Source organism: Streptomyces sp. NPDC029159, assembly GCF_055564055.1.
This window is the reverse complement of sequence record NZ_JBVHWT010000002.1, coordinates 68,589-82,868: the sequence shown is the minus strand read 5'-3', so window position 1 is coordinate 82,868 and position 14,280 is coordinate 68,589. Positions and strand designations below refer to the sequence as shown.

Genomic DNA, 14,280 nt, shown 5'->3' with positions numbered 1-14,280 from the left:
GCCGTTACGTCGGGCGCGCCCCGAGAGGCCGGGCGCGGCTCTGAGGGGCGCCGGTGGTTGTTATAGCGGCGGAGGGCGTCCGCAGCTCCGGCGCCTCCTGCACCAGGAGGGCCGAGAGCTGTCGCCCCACACCCGTACGGTGCGGAAGACGCGGACGCAGACGCCGGGCGGTCTCCCCCGTAGACGTGGCAGGCGCCCGGCACAACACCGCCAGGAGCGTCGCCCCCGGCCCGCCCTCACCATCCCGGCACGGCGACACCCCGTCCCCGACGAAGGCCAGAGCAGCCGGTCAGCGGCCAGCGGCCAGCGGCCAGCGGCCAGCGGCCGTAAGCCAAACCGCTGCGCCGGAACGCAACGACCGCGCCCCGCCTTCCGCCAAGGAGCAGCCCGCGCCATCGCACCGTTCAGCCAGGGCCAGGCAGCCCCCGCCCGCTCACCCCGCCGCAGCGAGCACCAGCGGCAGCACCCGCTCCGTGCCCGCCCGTTGCAGGAGGCGGGCGGCGACGGCGAGGGTCCAGCCGGAGTCGGTGTAGTCGTCCACGAGCAGGACCGGGCCCGGTGTGCGGGCGAGGCCGTCGGCCAGTTCGCCGGGGACGGTGAAAGCAGCGGAGAGGGCCTGGAGGCGCTGTGCGGAGTTGCTTCGGTGGCTCCGGTGGCCGGTGCTCTCCTCGGTGTGGGCGAGGGAGCCGAGGAGGGGGAGGCGTCCGATGCGGGCGATGCCCTCGGCGAGGGAGTGGACGAGCCGGGGGCGGCTGACGGACGGGACGGCGACGACGCCCACCGGGCGGGCGGCGGCGTCCGGGGCCTTCGAGGCCCAGCCGCCCGGGGAGCGGGCCCAGTCGCCGAGGACCGCCACCGCGGCCTGGAGGACATCGTCCGGAACGGGGCCGTCGGGGGCCTGCTCGGCCAGCAGCGGGCGCAGGCGGTTGCCCCAGCCGATGTCCGAGAGGCGGCCCAAGGCCCGCCCAGGGGCGCACTGTTCCTGTGCCGGGATGCGGCCCTTGAGGTCGATGCCCAGGGCGGCCATGCCCGTCGGCCACATGCGGCGGGGCTCGACCGCCACGCCCGGGCGGTCCAGTTCGCCCGTGGCGCCAGCCAGCGCCGCCGGGGAGACCGTGGAGTGGGCCCACTCCCCCGCGCAGTTGTCGCAGCGGCCGCAGGGGGCGGCTCCCTCATCGTCCAGCTGGCGGCGCAGGAACTCCATCCGGCACCGGGAGGTGCTGACGTAGTCGCGCATCGCCTGCTGTTCGGCGGCGCGTTGCCGAGCGACCCAGGCGTACCGCTCGGCGTCGTACACCCAGTCGGCGCCGGTGGCCGTCCAGCCGCCCTTCATGCGCCGGACCGCGCCGTCCACGTCCAGCACCTTCAGCATCATCTCCAGCCTGTTGCGCCGCAGGTCGACCTGGGCCTCCAGGGCGGGTACGGACAGCGGGCGGCCGGCGTCGCCGAGGGCGGCGAGGGTCTGGCGGACCTGGGACTCGGGCGGGAAGGCGACCTCGGCGAAGTAGCGCCAGATGGCCTCGTCCTCCTTGCCGGGCAGCAGCAGGACATCGGCGTGTGCGACGCCGCGGCCCGCGCGGCCCACCTGCTGGTAGTAGGAGATGGGCGAGGACGGCGAGCCGAGGTGGATCACGAAGCCGAGGTCGGGCTTGTCGAACCCCATGCCCAGCGCGGATGTCGCGACCAGCGCCTTGACGCGGTTGTCGATCAGGTCGGTCTCGGCCTGCTGGCGGTCGGCGTTCTCGGTGCGGCCGGTGTAGGAGGCGACGGGGAAGCCGCGGCCCTGCAGGTAGGCGGTGACCTCCTCGGCGGCCGAGACGGTGAGGGTGTAGACGATTCCGGAGCCCGGCAGTTCGTCGAGGTGGTCGGCGAGCCAGGCCAGCCGGTGTGCGGCGTCCGGCAGCCGGACCACGCCGAGCCGCAGGCTCTCCCGCTCCAGGGTGCCGCGCAACACCAGCGCCTCCCCCGCGCCCGTGCCGAGCTGCTCGGCGACGTCCGCCGTGACCCGGGCGTTGGCGGTGGCGGTGGTGGCGAGGACGGGGACGCCCGGGGAGAGTTCCGCGAGCATGGTGCGCAGCCTGCGGTAGTCCGGGCGGAAGTCGTGGCCCCAGTCGGAGATGCAGTGCGCCTCGTCCACCACGAGCAGGCCGGTGGTGGCCGCGAGCTTCGGCAGCATCCGTTCGCGGAAGTCGACGGAGTTGAGGCGCTCCGGGCTGACCAGGAGGACGTCGACGTCGCCGCGCTCGACCTCCTCGTGGATGGCGTCCCACTCCTCCGGGTTGGCGGAGTTGATCGTCCGCGCCTGGATTCCGGCGCGGGCGGCGGACTCGACCTGGTTGCGCATCAGTGCCAGCAGCGGCGAGATGATCACCGTCGGGCCGGAGCCGCGGCGGCGCAGCAGCGCGGTGGCGACGAAGTACACCGCCGACTTGCCCCAGCCGGTGCGCTGCACGACCAGTGCACGGCGGCGCTCGACCACCAGGGCGGCCACCGCCTGCCACTGGTCCTCCCGCAGCGTCGCCGGGCCTCCCGGGTCGCCGACCAGCTCGGCGAGGATGGCGTCGGCTTCGGCACGCAGCTCCTGTTCGTTCATGCCCTCCATGCAACCGCACGCCACTGACAAACAGCGAACCGCCCACCGCCGCGGAGGCCGCCCGCACCCACCTCCGCCGTCCGGCAGCGGCGTCGCCGGACGTCCGAGCAGACGGATCCGCGCTTCCCGAACCAGGTTGTTCACGCAGGTCAGAGACGCAAGGCTCGGGCTCGCCGGAACGGCCCAAAGTCGTGGCGCGGTACTCGGCACACAGACGAAATTGGGGGTCCGCCCCCATAGGAGGCCCGGTCCGGGGGCGCCGCGGCGCGTCCCGCGGCCGCAGCGGGTCGGCCGTCGGCCCAGTCGAGCGCGACGCCGCCGAGCGCGTGCCGGTCCGCAGGGCGCCACGCAGTGAGCCCCCATCCGCCCGCGCGATACGCCCCGTACGCCCGCGGCCGGAAAGGGCCCGTGCAGGCCGCATGCGGACGGAGTGCCAGGGCGTCGGGCGGGGCGGTGGCGGGAAGGATGGAGGCAGCGCCATCGGTGAGGCGGGAGTGCGCGCGTGTGGGGTACCCCGCGCCCGTGCGGGGCCGGTGCCGCTTCCGCGTACCCGGCCGTGCATGCCGGGGCGCCGTGGAGTCACGCGCCCTATATGTCCCGCCGACGGGACGCGCGGCCGAAGGGAGGACCGTGGATTTCGCCGATGCCCCGCGCACACCCGTGTCCCGGCCCGCGTCCGCCGACCCGGCCGTGCGGCGCCGCCGGGTGCTGGAGCCGGACGAGTGGGCCACGGCCGGGATTCCGCTGCTGCGCACCCCTCGTGAGCTGGTCAACGGGTTGCACGAGCGGCACGCCCCGGCGCTCGCCACCGCGGTGGTCGCGGTGCTCGACCCGGATCAGCGGGTGCGGGCGAGCGCGTCGTTCACGCTCGCCACCGCCGACCCAGACGGCTGGCGGTTCCGGCACGCCCTGCTGGTGCAGCTACGGCGGATCGTGCCGCACGATCTGCGGTTGCGGGTCCCGGTACGCACGGCGGTGCTCGTGTACTGCCGCGCGGGGGAGCTGCGGTGGACGGAGACGGACGGCGCCTGGATGTGGGGGCTGCGGGATGCGTGCACATTGCACGGGCTGCGGTGCGGGGCGTACCTCATGATGAACGGCGAGCGCTGGCAGGTGCTGGGCGAGGAGCGCGGCGGACGGCGGCCGGGCGGACGCACCGCGGTCACGGCGGACGGCGAGCGGCCCCGTACGGAGGCGGCCCGGCGGCCGGGCGGGGCGCGGCGGTCCGCCGACGGCGTGGAGCGGCCCCGACGGCTGCCGGAGTCCGAGGCTCCGGCGGGCGGCCGGGGGCACAGGAGCGTTGCCGCGAGCGGGAGTTGAGGCGGCGGGGCGGGCCGCTTCGGAAGCGGAGCCGCCGCCCCCGGGTGCACCGGGGAAGCACGGCGGCGGGCGGCGCACGGCTCGCGGTCCGTGCCTCGCCGCGCCCGTGGCCGCACCGTGCGCCCCGGGGCCGCCTCCGGGTACGCGTGCGGGCCCGACCGGCCTGATGGCCGGCGGGCCGCTGCGTGCGGGACCGGTCAGGCGGACGTGCCGAGCACGGCGTTGATCCGCTGCGGGTCGCCGCAGACGATCAGCAGTGCACCGGCGCGCGCCAGGGCGGCGGGCAGGGCCCGTGCCGTGGTCTCGTCGGTACCGCCGTTGACCGCGACGACCACGACGGGCCGTCCGGCGGGCCGGGTGGCGGCGGCGTCCGCGTAGAACACGTCCTCCGCGGCGTCGTACTGCGCCCAGTAGGACGCCTCGCCGAAGGACAGCTCGTGGGCGGCCCAGGGGTGCGGGTCACCGGTCGTGAGCACCAGGATGTCGCTCGGTGCGCGACCGGAGTCCAGCAGCAGGTCGACGGCCTCGTCGGCGGCGTCCAGGGCGCCGTCGGCGGGGGCCGGGATCAGCTGGAGCTGGGCGTCGGTGGCCGCCGCGGGGCGGGGGCCGGTGCGCTGTGCGGGCGGGGCCGTGACGGGCGCCCGCGGCGGTGCGGGCGGACCGGGCTTGCCCGGACGGATTCCGGCCGCGTGGGGTCCGCGCGCAGGCGCGGGGCGGGGGCCGGGAACGGGGCGGGGGGTCGGCGCGGTGCGGCCGGCGGCCGGAGTTGCGCGGGGACCCGGGACACTCTCGTGAATCTGAGGCTCCTCGGGGATGAGAGGCATGAAGGGATATCTATCAAACGTGGGTGCGGGACGTGTCGGCGGGTCCGCCTCGACGCCCGCACCGCTCAGAAGTCGAAGCCGAGTTGGCCACCGGCCTTCAGAGCGGCTGCTTCGGGGGTGACGCGCACCTTCTTCAGATGCCGCCACCGGGGCAACGCGTCCATGTAGGACCACGAGACCCGGTGGTACGGCGTGGGACCGTACTCCTCCAGGGCGGTGCGATGGGTCGGGGAGGGGTATCCGGCGTTACCGGCGAAGTCGAACTCGGCGTGGTCGACGCCCAGTTCGGCCATCATCGCGTCGCGCCGCACCTTGGCGAGCACGGACGCGGCGGCGACCGCGATACAGGACTGGTCGCCCTTGATGACCGTGCGGACCCGCCACGGCGCGCCCAGGTAGTCGTGCTTGCCGTCGAGGATGACCGCGTCCGGGCGGACCGGCAGCGCCTCCAGGGCGCGGACGGCCGCGAGCCGGAGCGCCGCGGTCATGCCCAGGGCATCGATCTCCTCCGGGGAGGAGTGCCCCAGGGCGTACGCGGTAACCCAGTCGCCGAGGACCTCGGCGAGGTCGGTGCGGCGCTTGGGGGTCAGCAGCTTGGAATCGGTGAGTCCGGCGGGCGGGCGGCGCAGGCCGGTGACGGCCGCGCAGACGCTGACGGGACCGGCCCAGGCTCCTCGCCCGACCTCGTCGACACCGGCGACGATCTTGGCGCCCGTCGTGGCGCGCAGTGATCGCTCGACGGTATGGGTGGGAGGCTCGTACGGCATGGCGCCAGCAAGCGTACGCCTATTCGGGGCGCGCGTCGCCACCGGATCCGGATGAGAGTGCGAACGCCGCCGCCGGGGCCGGTCTCGGGGGCGCACGGGGCGGGTGGCACGGGGTGCCGTGCGGCGCTCCTCCGGGGCTAAGTCGCCGGGCCGGGGCGCCTGTTGGCGCGGCGTTTCCCCGGGCCGGGCCCTGCCCGGTGGGTCAGGCGGGTACCCAGGCCGGGAGCGGCTCCGTGGCGGCGAGCCAGTCGGCCGGCGGGGCGCCCGCGGGGGCGGCGGCGACGATGCCGCCGACGATGGCGCAGGTGGTGTCCACGTCGCCGCCGGCCCGGGCGGTGGCCCAGAACGCCGCCGGGTAGTCGCCGAGGTGCCGGGCGGCGGCCCAGAGGGTGAAGGGGACAGTGTCGTGGGCGCTGGTGCGGCGGCCGCAGCCGAGGACGGCGGCGACGGTGCCGGGGTCGCCGTAGTCGAGCATGTCCCGGGCGCGGCGGAGGCCGGCCTGGACGGCGCTGCGCGGGATCAGCGCCAGGACGTCGTCGATCAGCTGCGCCGGGCCGATGGCACGGTCCGGGTCGGCGACGAGGGCGGCGGCAGCGGCGACCGCCATGGCGCCCACCACGGCCTCGCGGTGCTGGTGGGTGGGGTAGGCGGAGATCTCGGCCTGGTGGGTGGCCTGCTCGGCGTCGCCGGCGTACCAGGCGCCCAGTGGGGCGATCCGCATGGCGGCGCCGTTGCCCCAGGAGCCGTGGCCGTTGAAGAGGGCGGCGGCGAGGTCGTGCCAGTCGGCGCCGTCGCGGAGGCTGCGCAGCAGGCGGTCGACGGCCGGGCCGTAGTCGCGGTCGGCGTGGTGGTGGTCGGCGAAGGACCGGGCGAGTGCGTCCTGGTCGATGCGGCCGTGGGTGTTCAGGACGGCCAGGACGGAGCAGGCCATCTCGGTGTCGTCGGTCCACCGCCAGGGGCCGGGCGGCAGGGCGCGGCTCCGGAGGGCGGGGAGGTGGGCGGGGGTGGCGAAGCGGGCGCCGAGGGCGTCGCCCACGGCGAGTCCGCGCAGGCTGGCGAGGGCCCGCGCGCGGCGGTCTGCGTCACGGTCGTCGGCGGTCATCGCTCGCACTCTAACCGGAGATGCCGTACGGCTCCGGTTCCCGCCAGCGCTCGAACGGCCGGTCCAGGGTGTAGCGGCCGTCGTCGCCGAGGAGGAGGATGCGCCGTTCGGCGTTGCCGGGGTTGGCGAGCGATTCGAACTCCGCGACCGACCAGTGGAACCACCGCATGCAGAACAGCCGCATGGTCAGACCGTGCGTGACGATCAGGACGTTCGGCGGGTGGTCGGGGGCCTCGAAGCTGCGCCACAGGCTCTCCAGGAAGGCGCCGACCCGGTCGTAGACGTCGGCGCCCGACTCCCCCTGGGCGAAGCGGTAGAAGAAGTGCCCGTAGGCGTCGCGGTACGCCTTCTGGAGGCGTACGTCGTCGCGGTCCTGCCAGTTGCCCCAGTCCTGCTCGCGCAGCCGCGGCTCCTCGCGGACGCGGACCCGGTCCAGGTCGAGACCGAGGGCCCGGAAGGTCTGGTGGGTGCGGCGGTACGGGGAGACGTAGGCGGAGACGCTTTCGTCGCCGAAGATGTCGCGGAGCGGGCCCCCGGCCTCGCGGGCCTGGTGGAGGCCCTTGTCCGTCAGGCTGAGCGCGTGGTCCGGCTCGCGTTCGTAGACGGTGTCGTCGACGTTTCCCGCCGACTCTCCGTGGCGGATGAGGACGATGCGTCGCGGCCGTGCCATGCGGCCACCCTAGAACGCCCGCCACGCGCGTCGCGACCGGCGGACACGGGGCAAGGCCGCTCGCCCCGGGGCGCGGCGGGCGACTCCGTCCGGCACCCCTGGGGGTGATCATCCACGCGCCACCAAGGGCGCCCGGGCGCACCCCGGGGGCGTGCGTTCAGACCGTCCACGCCGGTTCGAGCTGGACGACATCACCCGCGAGGGCCTCCACATCGGCCGCTATCTGGGCGCGCAGGGCCAGCCGCTCGACCCGCTCCGGGCGGTACTTGCCGCGTTCGGCGGCCGACTGCCACATCGACAGCACCAGGAACTCCTCCCCCGGCGCCCGCCCCAGCATCCCGCGCACCATGCCCGGCGATCCGGCCATCGCCGGGTTCCACACCTTCTCCTGCATCAGCGTGAAGTGCTCGACGCGGTCCGCACGTACCTGGGAGTGGGCCAGCCGCAGGACGTCGACATCGGCGAAGACCGGCTCGAAGCCCACCTTCACGTCGAATTCGTGCTCGAAGAGGCGGACTTGGCTGTCCTTGAAGGTTCCCACCTGGGCGGCGGCGAGCCGGTCGTGGGAGCGCGCCATGAAGGAGTCGTAGAACGCCCGGCTCTCCCAGAAGGCGACGAGGTGGGCGACCCCGGGACGGCTTCTGCTCCAGCCGCCGCCCTGCCCCCGGAATCCCGGCTCCCCCAGCAGTCCCGCCCATTTCCGCTGCCCCCGCTCGAACCCTCGACGGTCCACGACGGTGAGGCGAATCCACTTGACAAGCACCGCGCCATCGTACGGCCCGGGACCGGCCAAATCACCGCCGCCGACCGGCGAACATCCGCGGATCCGCACGCGACGACGGGGCCTGGGCGCCCGGGCCCCGTCGTACGAACGACCTTACGGGCGGGGGTCGATGGGCACCGGGACGGCGAGCCGCCGCTCCACCTCCTCGGCGGCGCCCAGGCACAGGTCCTCCCGGAAGGAGCGGCCGATGAGCTGGACGCCGCGGGGCAGCCCGTCGGCCTCTCCCGCGGGCACCGCGACGGCGGGCAGCCCGGCGAAGCTGGTGGCGGTGCACAGCCGCATGGCGCGCCGGAGCCGCAACGAGCTCTCCGGGTCGCGCAGTTCCTCCCCCGGGGCGAACGGCGGCAGGGTGAACACCGGCCCCAGGACCAGCGGGTACTCCGCCAGGAACGCCGCCCAGTCCCGGCGGATGCCCAGCCGCGCCCCGGTCAGCCGCAGATACTCCGCGAGGTCCACGGGGCGGGTGCGCGCCATGCCCCACTCGATGAAGCGGTGGCCGCCCTCCCCCAGGAGCGGTTTGACGCGCGGCCAGGCGGCGGCGAACTCGGTGAGCGTCATCCGGGCGTACGCGTCCAGGGTCTCCTCCAGACGCGGGACGTCGGGGAGTTCGCACACCTCGTAACCGGCGTCGCTCAGGGCGTCCGCCGCGGCGTCGACGGCCGCGCGGACCGACGGGTGCACCCCTTCGCCCCCGGGGTCGGTCACCTTCGCCACCTTGAGGGGGCCCGGCAGCGGCGCGCCGAAGGGCGGTGCGGGGACGGCCCTCGGGTCGCACGGGGCGGCCCCGGCCAGCACCCCGTGGACCAGCCGCAGGTCCGCGACGGTGCGGGCGAGCGGTCCGTCGACCACCAACTCCTGGGCGGCCAGGGCGGGGTCGTCGGCGCCGACGCGGTGGTCGGCGGGGTAGCGGCCCGTGGTCGGCTTCAGCCCCGCGATGCCGCAGAAGGCGGCGGGGATGCGGACCGAGCCCCCGGCGTCGTTGCCGAGACCGAGGGGCACCATGCCGCTCGCCACGGCCGCCCCGTCGCCGCCGCTGGAGCCGCCCGGGGTGACCGCGCGGCTCCAGGGGTTGACGGTGTCGCCGAACAGCTCGCTGCGGGTGTGCATCCCGGCGAGGACGAGGGTGGGCATGTTGGTGTGCCCCACCGGGATGGCCCCGGCGGCGCGCAGCCGGGCGACCGGAGGCGCATCGGCGCGCGCCGTGGCGTTCCGGAAGGCGCTCGCGCCGAAGGTCGTCGGGACGCCCTCGACGGCGGTGGTCTCCTTGACCGTGAACGGCACCCCGGCCAGCGGTCCCAGCTCCTCACCTGCCGCCCGGCGGCGGTCGACGGCGTCCGCGTCGGCGCGTGCCCGGCCGGCGATCAGCTGGGTCACCGCGTTGACCTCCGGGTTGACCTCGGCGATCCGCGCCAGATGCGCCTCCAGCAGCTCGGCGGCCGTCACGGTCCCTTCCCGTACGGCCGCCGCCTGCGCACCCGCCGACTTCCGCCACAGTGCGTCCCGCATGCCCGGACTCCTCCCGTCACCCCGCCCTCAGGGGCAGGCGCATCCCGGGGGCAGCACTGTCGCATTCCCGCCCCCACCAGTCGTATTGATGCAGTCGCATCGAAAAAACACCGTACCCTGACCGGCGATACGTACGCATCGAATAAACGGAGTGCCATGCCGAAGCTGGTGGACCACGAGGGCCGACGCCGGCAGATCGCCGACGCGGTCTGCCGACTCGCCGAGGAACGCGGTCTGGAAGGGGTCACCCTGCGGGACGTCGCGGCCCGCGCGGACGTCTCCATGGGGGCGGTCCAGCGCTGCTTCCGCACCAAGGACGAGATGCTCACCTTCGCCCTCACCTACATCGGCGAACGCGTCACCACCCGGGTCTCCGCGCGCATCTCCCAGTCCCCCGCACAGTCCGCCCGCACCACCCTGGGGCACGCCGCGACGGAACTCTCCCTGCTGCGGCAGGAGCACCGGGCCGAGGCCCGCGTCTGGCTCGCCTTCCTCGCCCAGGCCACCGTCAGCCGTCCGCTCGCGGAGATCCTGCGCGCCAACTACACGGCACTCCAGGAGGCGTTCACCGCGCTCCTCGCCCAGGCGGCACCGGAGGCCGACGCCTCCCTGGAGGCCCGCACCCTCCTCGCCCTGGTCGACGGCCTCACCACCCATGTGCTGATCGACCACATCTCCCCCGCCGCCGCGCTGGACGTCCTCGACCACCATCTGTGCCGCCTGTGGGGCGAGCCGCAGCAGTGAGACCGGCGCGGATCCAGGGCCGCCCCGTACCGGGCCTCCTCCCAACCCCCCTACGGGGCAATGGATCAAGCCAGATTCCCGACCAACGCAGTTGTCCACAGGCACAGTTCGTCCGGTCGCGATGACACACCGCCATGGCACCATGGACATCCAACGGGGTGTTACGGCGGGCTGCCCGCACGACCAGGGCAACCGCCCGGCGCTCCGCGGCTGCCCGCCACCGGCCGTACGCCTCACCGCCCGGGCCGGGAAGGGCAGTCGGCCGCGCGCGGAGCCGTTCCGCGCGGGCGGTGAGACGGACAGCGACGGAAGGACAAGCCCGGTGAGCACGCTCAACAAAGGCATCGAGAAGGTCGAGGTCACGCTCAAGTGGGACCCCAGCCCCGCCGGCGAGCCGGACAACGACCTCGACCTCATCGCCGCCACCTATGAGGCGGACACCCCCACGGACAAGCCCGTCTACCTCGTCCACTTCGACAGCCGCTCCCCCGACGGCACCATCACCCTCAACCGCGACAGCCGCACCGGTCAGGGCTTCGGCTCCGACGAGGTCATGACGCTGGAGCTGGAGCGCCTGGCGGAGCGCTACACCCGGGTCGTGGTGGGCGTCGTCATCCAGCAGAGCGGCGGCCCCAAGACCTTCGGCGAGGTGCCCAACACCGAGGTCCAGATCCGCGAGGGCTACACCGACCTCGTCCAGGACGACTTCGCCTCGGTCGCCCCGTCGAAGGCCGCCGTCGTCGCCGCGTTCACCCGGGACACCGACGGCGAATGGCGCCTGCAGAAGGGGGTGCGCGGTTTCGACGCCGACCCGAACGCCTTCACCGCCCTGATGGGCAGCTGACCGCAGCACCGCACGGGAAGCCTCGCCGGAGGCCGTCTCCGGCGTGGCGCCCGGCCGCCGCGATCACGGACGCGGCCGGCGCCACCGCAGGCGATCCGCCCCTCGGACACCCCGGGGCGGAAACGGGCGGAAACGGCGGAGAGGGAGCCGACGCGGGGTCGGCTCCCTCTCTCACCTGCGGATCAGCGGCTCCGGCACCGGACGCTCACTGCGGCGTCCGATGCCTTCCGCCGTTCTCAGCTGCAGCCGCTGGTCGAGCCGCAGCCCTCGCAGAGGTAGCAGCTGCCCGCGCGCTGCATCTTCGTCCCGCAGGAGAAGCAGAGCGGGGCGTCGGCGTTGATGCCGAGCTGCATCTCGACCAGTTCGGCGTTGGTGTGCGCCTGCTTCTTCGGGGCCGGGTCCTCGGTCTCCGCAGCCGGGGCCGCGGGGGCGGGCGCCTCGGTCTGACGCGGCGCGGACTGCGCCAGGCCCTCGACGTCGACCTCCTCGGACGGCTCGTACGAGCCGGTGTCCAGGTGACGCTGGCGCTCCTCGACGGAGTGGATGCCGAGCGCGGAGCGGGTCTCGAAGGGCAGGAAGTCCAGCGCCAGGCGGCGGAAGATGTAGTCGACGATCGACTGCGCCATCCGCACGTCCGGGTCGTCCGTCATACCGGCCGGCTCGAAGCGCATGTTGGTGAACTTCGAGACGTAGGTCTCCAGCGGCACGCCGTACTGCAGGCCCACCGACACCGCGATGGAGAAGGCGTCCATCATGCCCGCGAGGGTCGAGCCCTGCTTGGACATCTTCAGGAAGACCTCGCCGAGACCGTCGTCCGGGTAGGAGTTGGCGGTCATGTAACCCTCGGCGCCGCCGACGGTGAAGGAGGTGGTGATGCCGGGACGGCCCTTCGGGAGGCGCTTGCGGACCGGGCGGTACTCGACGACCTTCTTCTCGGCGACCGGCTCGGCCTTCTTCTCCTCCTTCTTCTTGGCGGAGAGCGGCTGGCCGACCTTGCAGTTGTCGCGGTAGATCGCGAGGGCCTTCAGGCCGAGCTTCCAGCCCTCGTAGTAGACCTCCTCGACCTCCTCGACGGTGGCCGTCTCGGGCAGGTTCACGGTCTTGGAGATCGCACCCGACAGGAACGGCTGCGCCGCGGCCATCATCCGGACGTGGCCCATGGCCGAGATCGAGCGGGCGCCCATGGCGCAGTCGAAGACCTCGTAGTGCTCCGGCTTCAGGCCGGGGGCGTCGATGACGTTGCCGTGCTCGGAGATGTGGGCGACGATCGCCTCGACCTGCTCGGGCTGGTAGCCGAGCCGCTTGAGCGCCTTGGGGACCGTGTTGTTCACGATCTGCATGGAGCCGCCGCCGACCAGCTTCTTGAACTTGACCAGCGCGAGGTCCGGCTCGACGCCCGTGGTGTCGCAGTCCATCATCAGGCCGATGGTGCCGGTCGGTGCGAGGACGGATGCCTGCGCGTTGCGGAAACCGTTCTTCCCGCCGAGCCGCAGCACGTCCTGCCACGCCTCGGTCGCCGCGGCCCAGACCGGGGTGTCCAGGTCGTCCATGCGCTTGGCGGCACCGTTGGCGTCGGAGTGCTGCTGCATGACGCGCTTGTGGGCGTCGACGTTCCGGGCGTAGCCGTCGTACGGGCCGACGACCGCGGCCAGCTCGGCGGAGCGCTTGTAGGAGGTGCCGGTCATCAGGGAGGTGATGGCACCGGCGAGCGCACGGCCGCCGTCGGAGTCGTAGGCGTGGCCGGTGGCCATCAGCAGGGCGCCGAGGTTGGCGTAGCCGATGCCCAGCTGGCGGAAGGCGCGGGTGGTCTCGCCGATCTTCTCGGTCGGGAAGTCGGCGAAGCAGATGGAGATGTCCATCGCCGTGATGACCAGCTCGACGACCTTGGCGAAGCGCTCGGCGTCGAACGACTGGTTGCCCTGGTCGTCGTCGCGCAGGAACTTCATGAGGTTGAGCGAGGCGAGGTTGCACGAGGAATTGTCCAGGTGCATGTACTCGCTGCACGGGTTCGAGGCGGTGATCCGGCCCGACTCCGGCGAGGTGTGCCAGTGGTTGATGGTGTCGTCGTACTGGATGCCGGGGTCGGCGCAGGCCCAGGCGGCCTCGGCCATCTTGCGGAAGAGGCCCTTGGCGTCGATCTCCTCGATGACCTCGCCGTTCATCCGGCCGCGCAGGCCGAACTTCGAGCCGCTCTCGACGGCCTTCATGAACTCGTCGTTGACGCGGACGGAGTTGTTGGCGTTCTGGTACTGGACGGACGTGATGTCGTCGCCGCCCAGGTCCATGTCGAAGCCGGCGTCGCGCAGCGCGCGGACCTTCTCCTCCTCCTTCACCTTGGTCTCGATGAATGCCTCGACGTCGGGGTGGTCGACGTCGAGCACGACCATCTTGGCGGCGCGGCGGGTGGCGCCGCCCGACTTGATGGTTCCGGCGGACGCGTCGGCGCCGCGCATGAAGGAGACCGGGCCGGAGGCGTTGCCGCCGGAGGAGAGCAGCTCCTTGGAGGAGCGGATGCGGGAGAGGTTCAGACCGGCGCCGGAGCCGCCCTTGAAGATCATCCCCTCTTCCTTGTACCAGTCGAGGATCGACTCCATGGAGTCGTCGACGGAGAGAATGAAGCAGGCGCTGACCTGCTGCGGCTGCTGGGTGCCGACGTTGAACCAGACCGGCGAGTTGAAGCTGAAGACCTGGTGGAGCAGGGCGTACGCCAGCTCGTGCTCGAAGATCTCGGCGTCCGCCGGGGAGGCGAAGTAGCCGTTGTCCTCACCGGACTTGCGGTAGGTCTTGACCACCCGGTCGATCAGCTGCCGCAGGCTCGACTCGCGGGTCGGCGAGCCGACCGCACCACGGAAGTACTTGCTGGTGACGATGTTGACCGCGTTCACCGACCAGAACTCGGGGAACTCGACGCCACGCTGCTCGAAGTTGACCGAGCCGTCGCGCCAATTGGTCATGACGACGTCACGACGCGCCCACTCCACCTCGTCGTACGGATGCACGCCGGGGGTGGTGTGGATGCGCTCGATACGCAGCCCCTTGCTCGCCTTGCTGCCCTTGGCGCGGGAGCCGCGTGCCGGGCCGCTCGTCGTCTCTGTCATTCCGCCTCCCTATACGGGCGAAAACGCC

11 protein-coding genes are annotated in these 14,280 nt (G+C 73.4%); 3 read left to right on the top strand and 8 right to left on the bottom strand.

Features of this window, described 5'->3' with window-relative positions:
* Positions 1–433: 433 nt before the first annotated feature.
* Positions 434–2,593: a RecQ family ATP-dependent DNA helicase gene (locus tag ACZ4U4_RS04705; RefSeq protein WP_467868998.1), complete on the bottom strand. Its 2,160-nt coding sequence runs from the start codon at positions 2,591–2,593 to the stop codon at positions 434–436.
* Positions 2,594–3,223: 630 nt separating this feature from the next.
* On the opposite strand from ACZ4U4_RS04705, the gene ACZ4U4_RS04700 reads away from it, so the two are divergent.
* Positions 3,224–3,913, top strand: coding sequence for a hypothetical protein (locus ACZ4U4_RS04700; protein WP_467868997.1), 690 nt, complete (start codon positions 3,224–3,226; stop codon positions 3,911–3,913).
* 197 nt (positions 3,914–4,110) lie between these two features.
* Here the strand turns inward: ACZ4U4_RS04700 and ACZ4U4_RS04695 are convergent, their stop codons facing one another.
* From ACZ4U4_RS04695 to ACZ4U4_RS04670, 6 genes are all read right to left on the bottom strand, one after another.
* Entirely contained in the window at positions 4,111–4,737 is a 627-nt protein-coding gene (locus ACZ4U4_RS04695; protein ID WP_467868996.1) for a hypothetical protein, read from the bottom strand.
* Between the two features lie 65 nt (positions 4,738–4,802).
* Entirely contained in the window at positions 4,803–5,504 is a 702-nt protein-coding gene (locus tag ACZ4U4_RS04690; protein ID WP_345086901.1) for a ribonuclease HII, read from the bottom strand.
* 202 nt (positions 5,505–5,706) lie between these two features.
* Entirely contained in the window at positions 5,707–6,606 is a 900-nt protein-coding gene (locus ACZ4U4_RS04685; protein WP_467868995.1) for an ADP-ribosylglycohydrolase family protein, read from the bottom strand.
* A gap of 10 nt (positions 6,607–6,616) precedes the next feature.
* On the bottom strand, positions 6,617–7,276 hold the full coding sequence (locus ACZ4U4_RS04680) for a histidine phosphatase family protein (protein WP_030288195.1): 660 nt from the start codon (positions 7,274–7,276) through the stop codon (positions 6,617–6,619).
* A gap of 157 nt (positions 7,277–7,433) precedes the next feature.
* On the bottom strand, positions 7,434–8,039 hold the full coding sequence (locus ACZ4U4_RS04675) for a YdbC family protein (protein WP_467868994.1): 606 nt from the start codon (positions 8,037–8,039) through the stop codon (positions 7,434–7,436).
* A 114-nt stretch (positions 8,040–8,153) separates the two neighbouring features.
* The gene (locus ACZ4U4_RS04670; RefSeq protein ID WP_467868993.1) at positions 8,154–9,566 is read right to left on the bottom strand and encodes an amidase; all 1,413 of its coding nucleotides are present in this window, start codon (positions 9,564–9,566) and stop codon (positions 8,154–8,156) included.
* Positions 9,567–9,722: 156 nt separating this feature from the next.
* Between ACZ4U4_RS04670 and ACZ4U4_RS04665 the strand changes: the two genes are divergently transcribed.
* Both ACZ4U4_RS04665 and ACZ4U4_RS04660 read left to right on the top strand, forming a co-directional pair.
* On the top strand, positions 9,723–10,310 hold the full coding sequence (locus ACZ4U4_RS04665; RefSeq protein WP_467868992.1) for a TetR/AcrR family transcriptional regulator: 588 nt from the start codon (positions 9,723–9,725) through the stop codon (positions 10,308–10,310).
* 322 nt (positions 10,311–10,632) lie between these two features.
* Positions 10,633–11,154 carry a TerD family protein gene (locus ACZ4U4_RS04660; protein WP_467868991.1) on the top strand — a complete coding sequence of 174 codons (522 nt, stop codon included), beginning with the start codon at positions 10,633–10,635 and terminating at the stop codon, positions 11,152–11,154.
* A 236-nt stretch (positions 11,155–11,390) separates the two neighbouring features.
* Here ACZ4U4_RS04660 and ACZ4U4_RS04655 read toward each other — a convergent pair whose 3' ends face one another.
* On the bottom strand, positions 11,391–14,252 hold the full coding sequence (locus tag ACZ4U4_RS04655) for a vitamin B12-dependent ribonucleotide reductase (protein WP_467868990.1): 2,862 nt from the start codon (positions 14,250–14,252) through the stop codon (positions 11,391–11,393).
* Between the last annotated feature and the right edge of the window lie 28 nt (positions 14,253–14,280).

Bases quoted from the DNA above. Each gene is read 5' to 3' on its own strand.
- ACZ4U4_RS04705 (WP_467868998.1), bottom strand. From the start codon at position 2,593: ATGAACGAACAGGAGCTGCGTGCCGAAGCCGACGCCATCCTCGCCGAG.
- ACZ4U4_RS04695 (WP_467868996.1), bottom strand. From the start codon at position 4,737: ATGCCTCTCATCCCCGAGGAGCCTCAGATTCACGAGAGTGTCCCGGGT.
- ACZ4U4_RS04690 (WP_345086901.1), bottom strand. From the start codon at position 5,504: ATGCCGTACGAGCCTCCCACCCATACCGTCGAGCGATCACTGCGCGCC.
- ACZ4U4_RS04685 (WP_467868995.1), bottom strand. From the start codon at position 6,606: ATGACCGCCGACGACCGTGACGCAGACCGCCGCGCGCGGGCCCTCGCC.
- ACZ4U4_RS04680 (WP_030288195.1), bottom strand. From the start codon at position 7,276: ATGGCACGGCCGCGACGCATCGTCCTCATCCGCCACGGAGAGTCGGCG.
- ACZ4U4_RS04670 (WP_467868993.1), bottom strand. From the start codon at position 9,566: ATGCGGGACGCACTGTGGCGGAAGTCGGCGGGTGCGCAGGCGGCGGCC.
- ACZ4U4_RS04665 (WP_467868992.1), top strand. From the start codon at position 9,723: ATGCCGAAGCTGGTGGACCACGAGGGCCGACGCCGGCAGATCGCCGAC.
- ACZ4U4_RS04655 (WP_467868990.1), bottom strand. From the start codon at position 14,252: ATGACAGAGACGACGAGCGGCCCGGCACGCGGCTCCCGCGCCAAGGGC.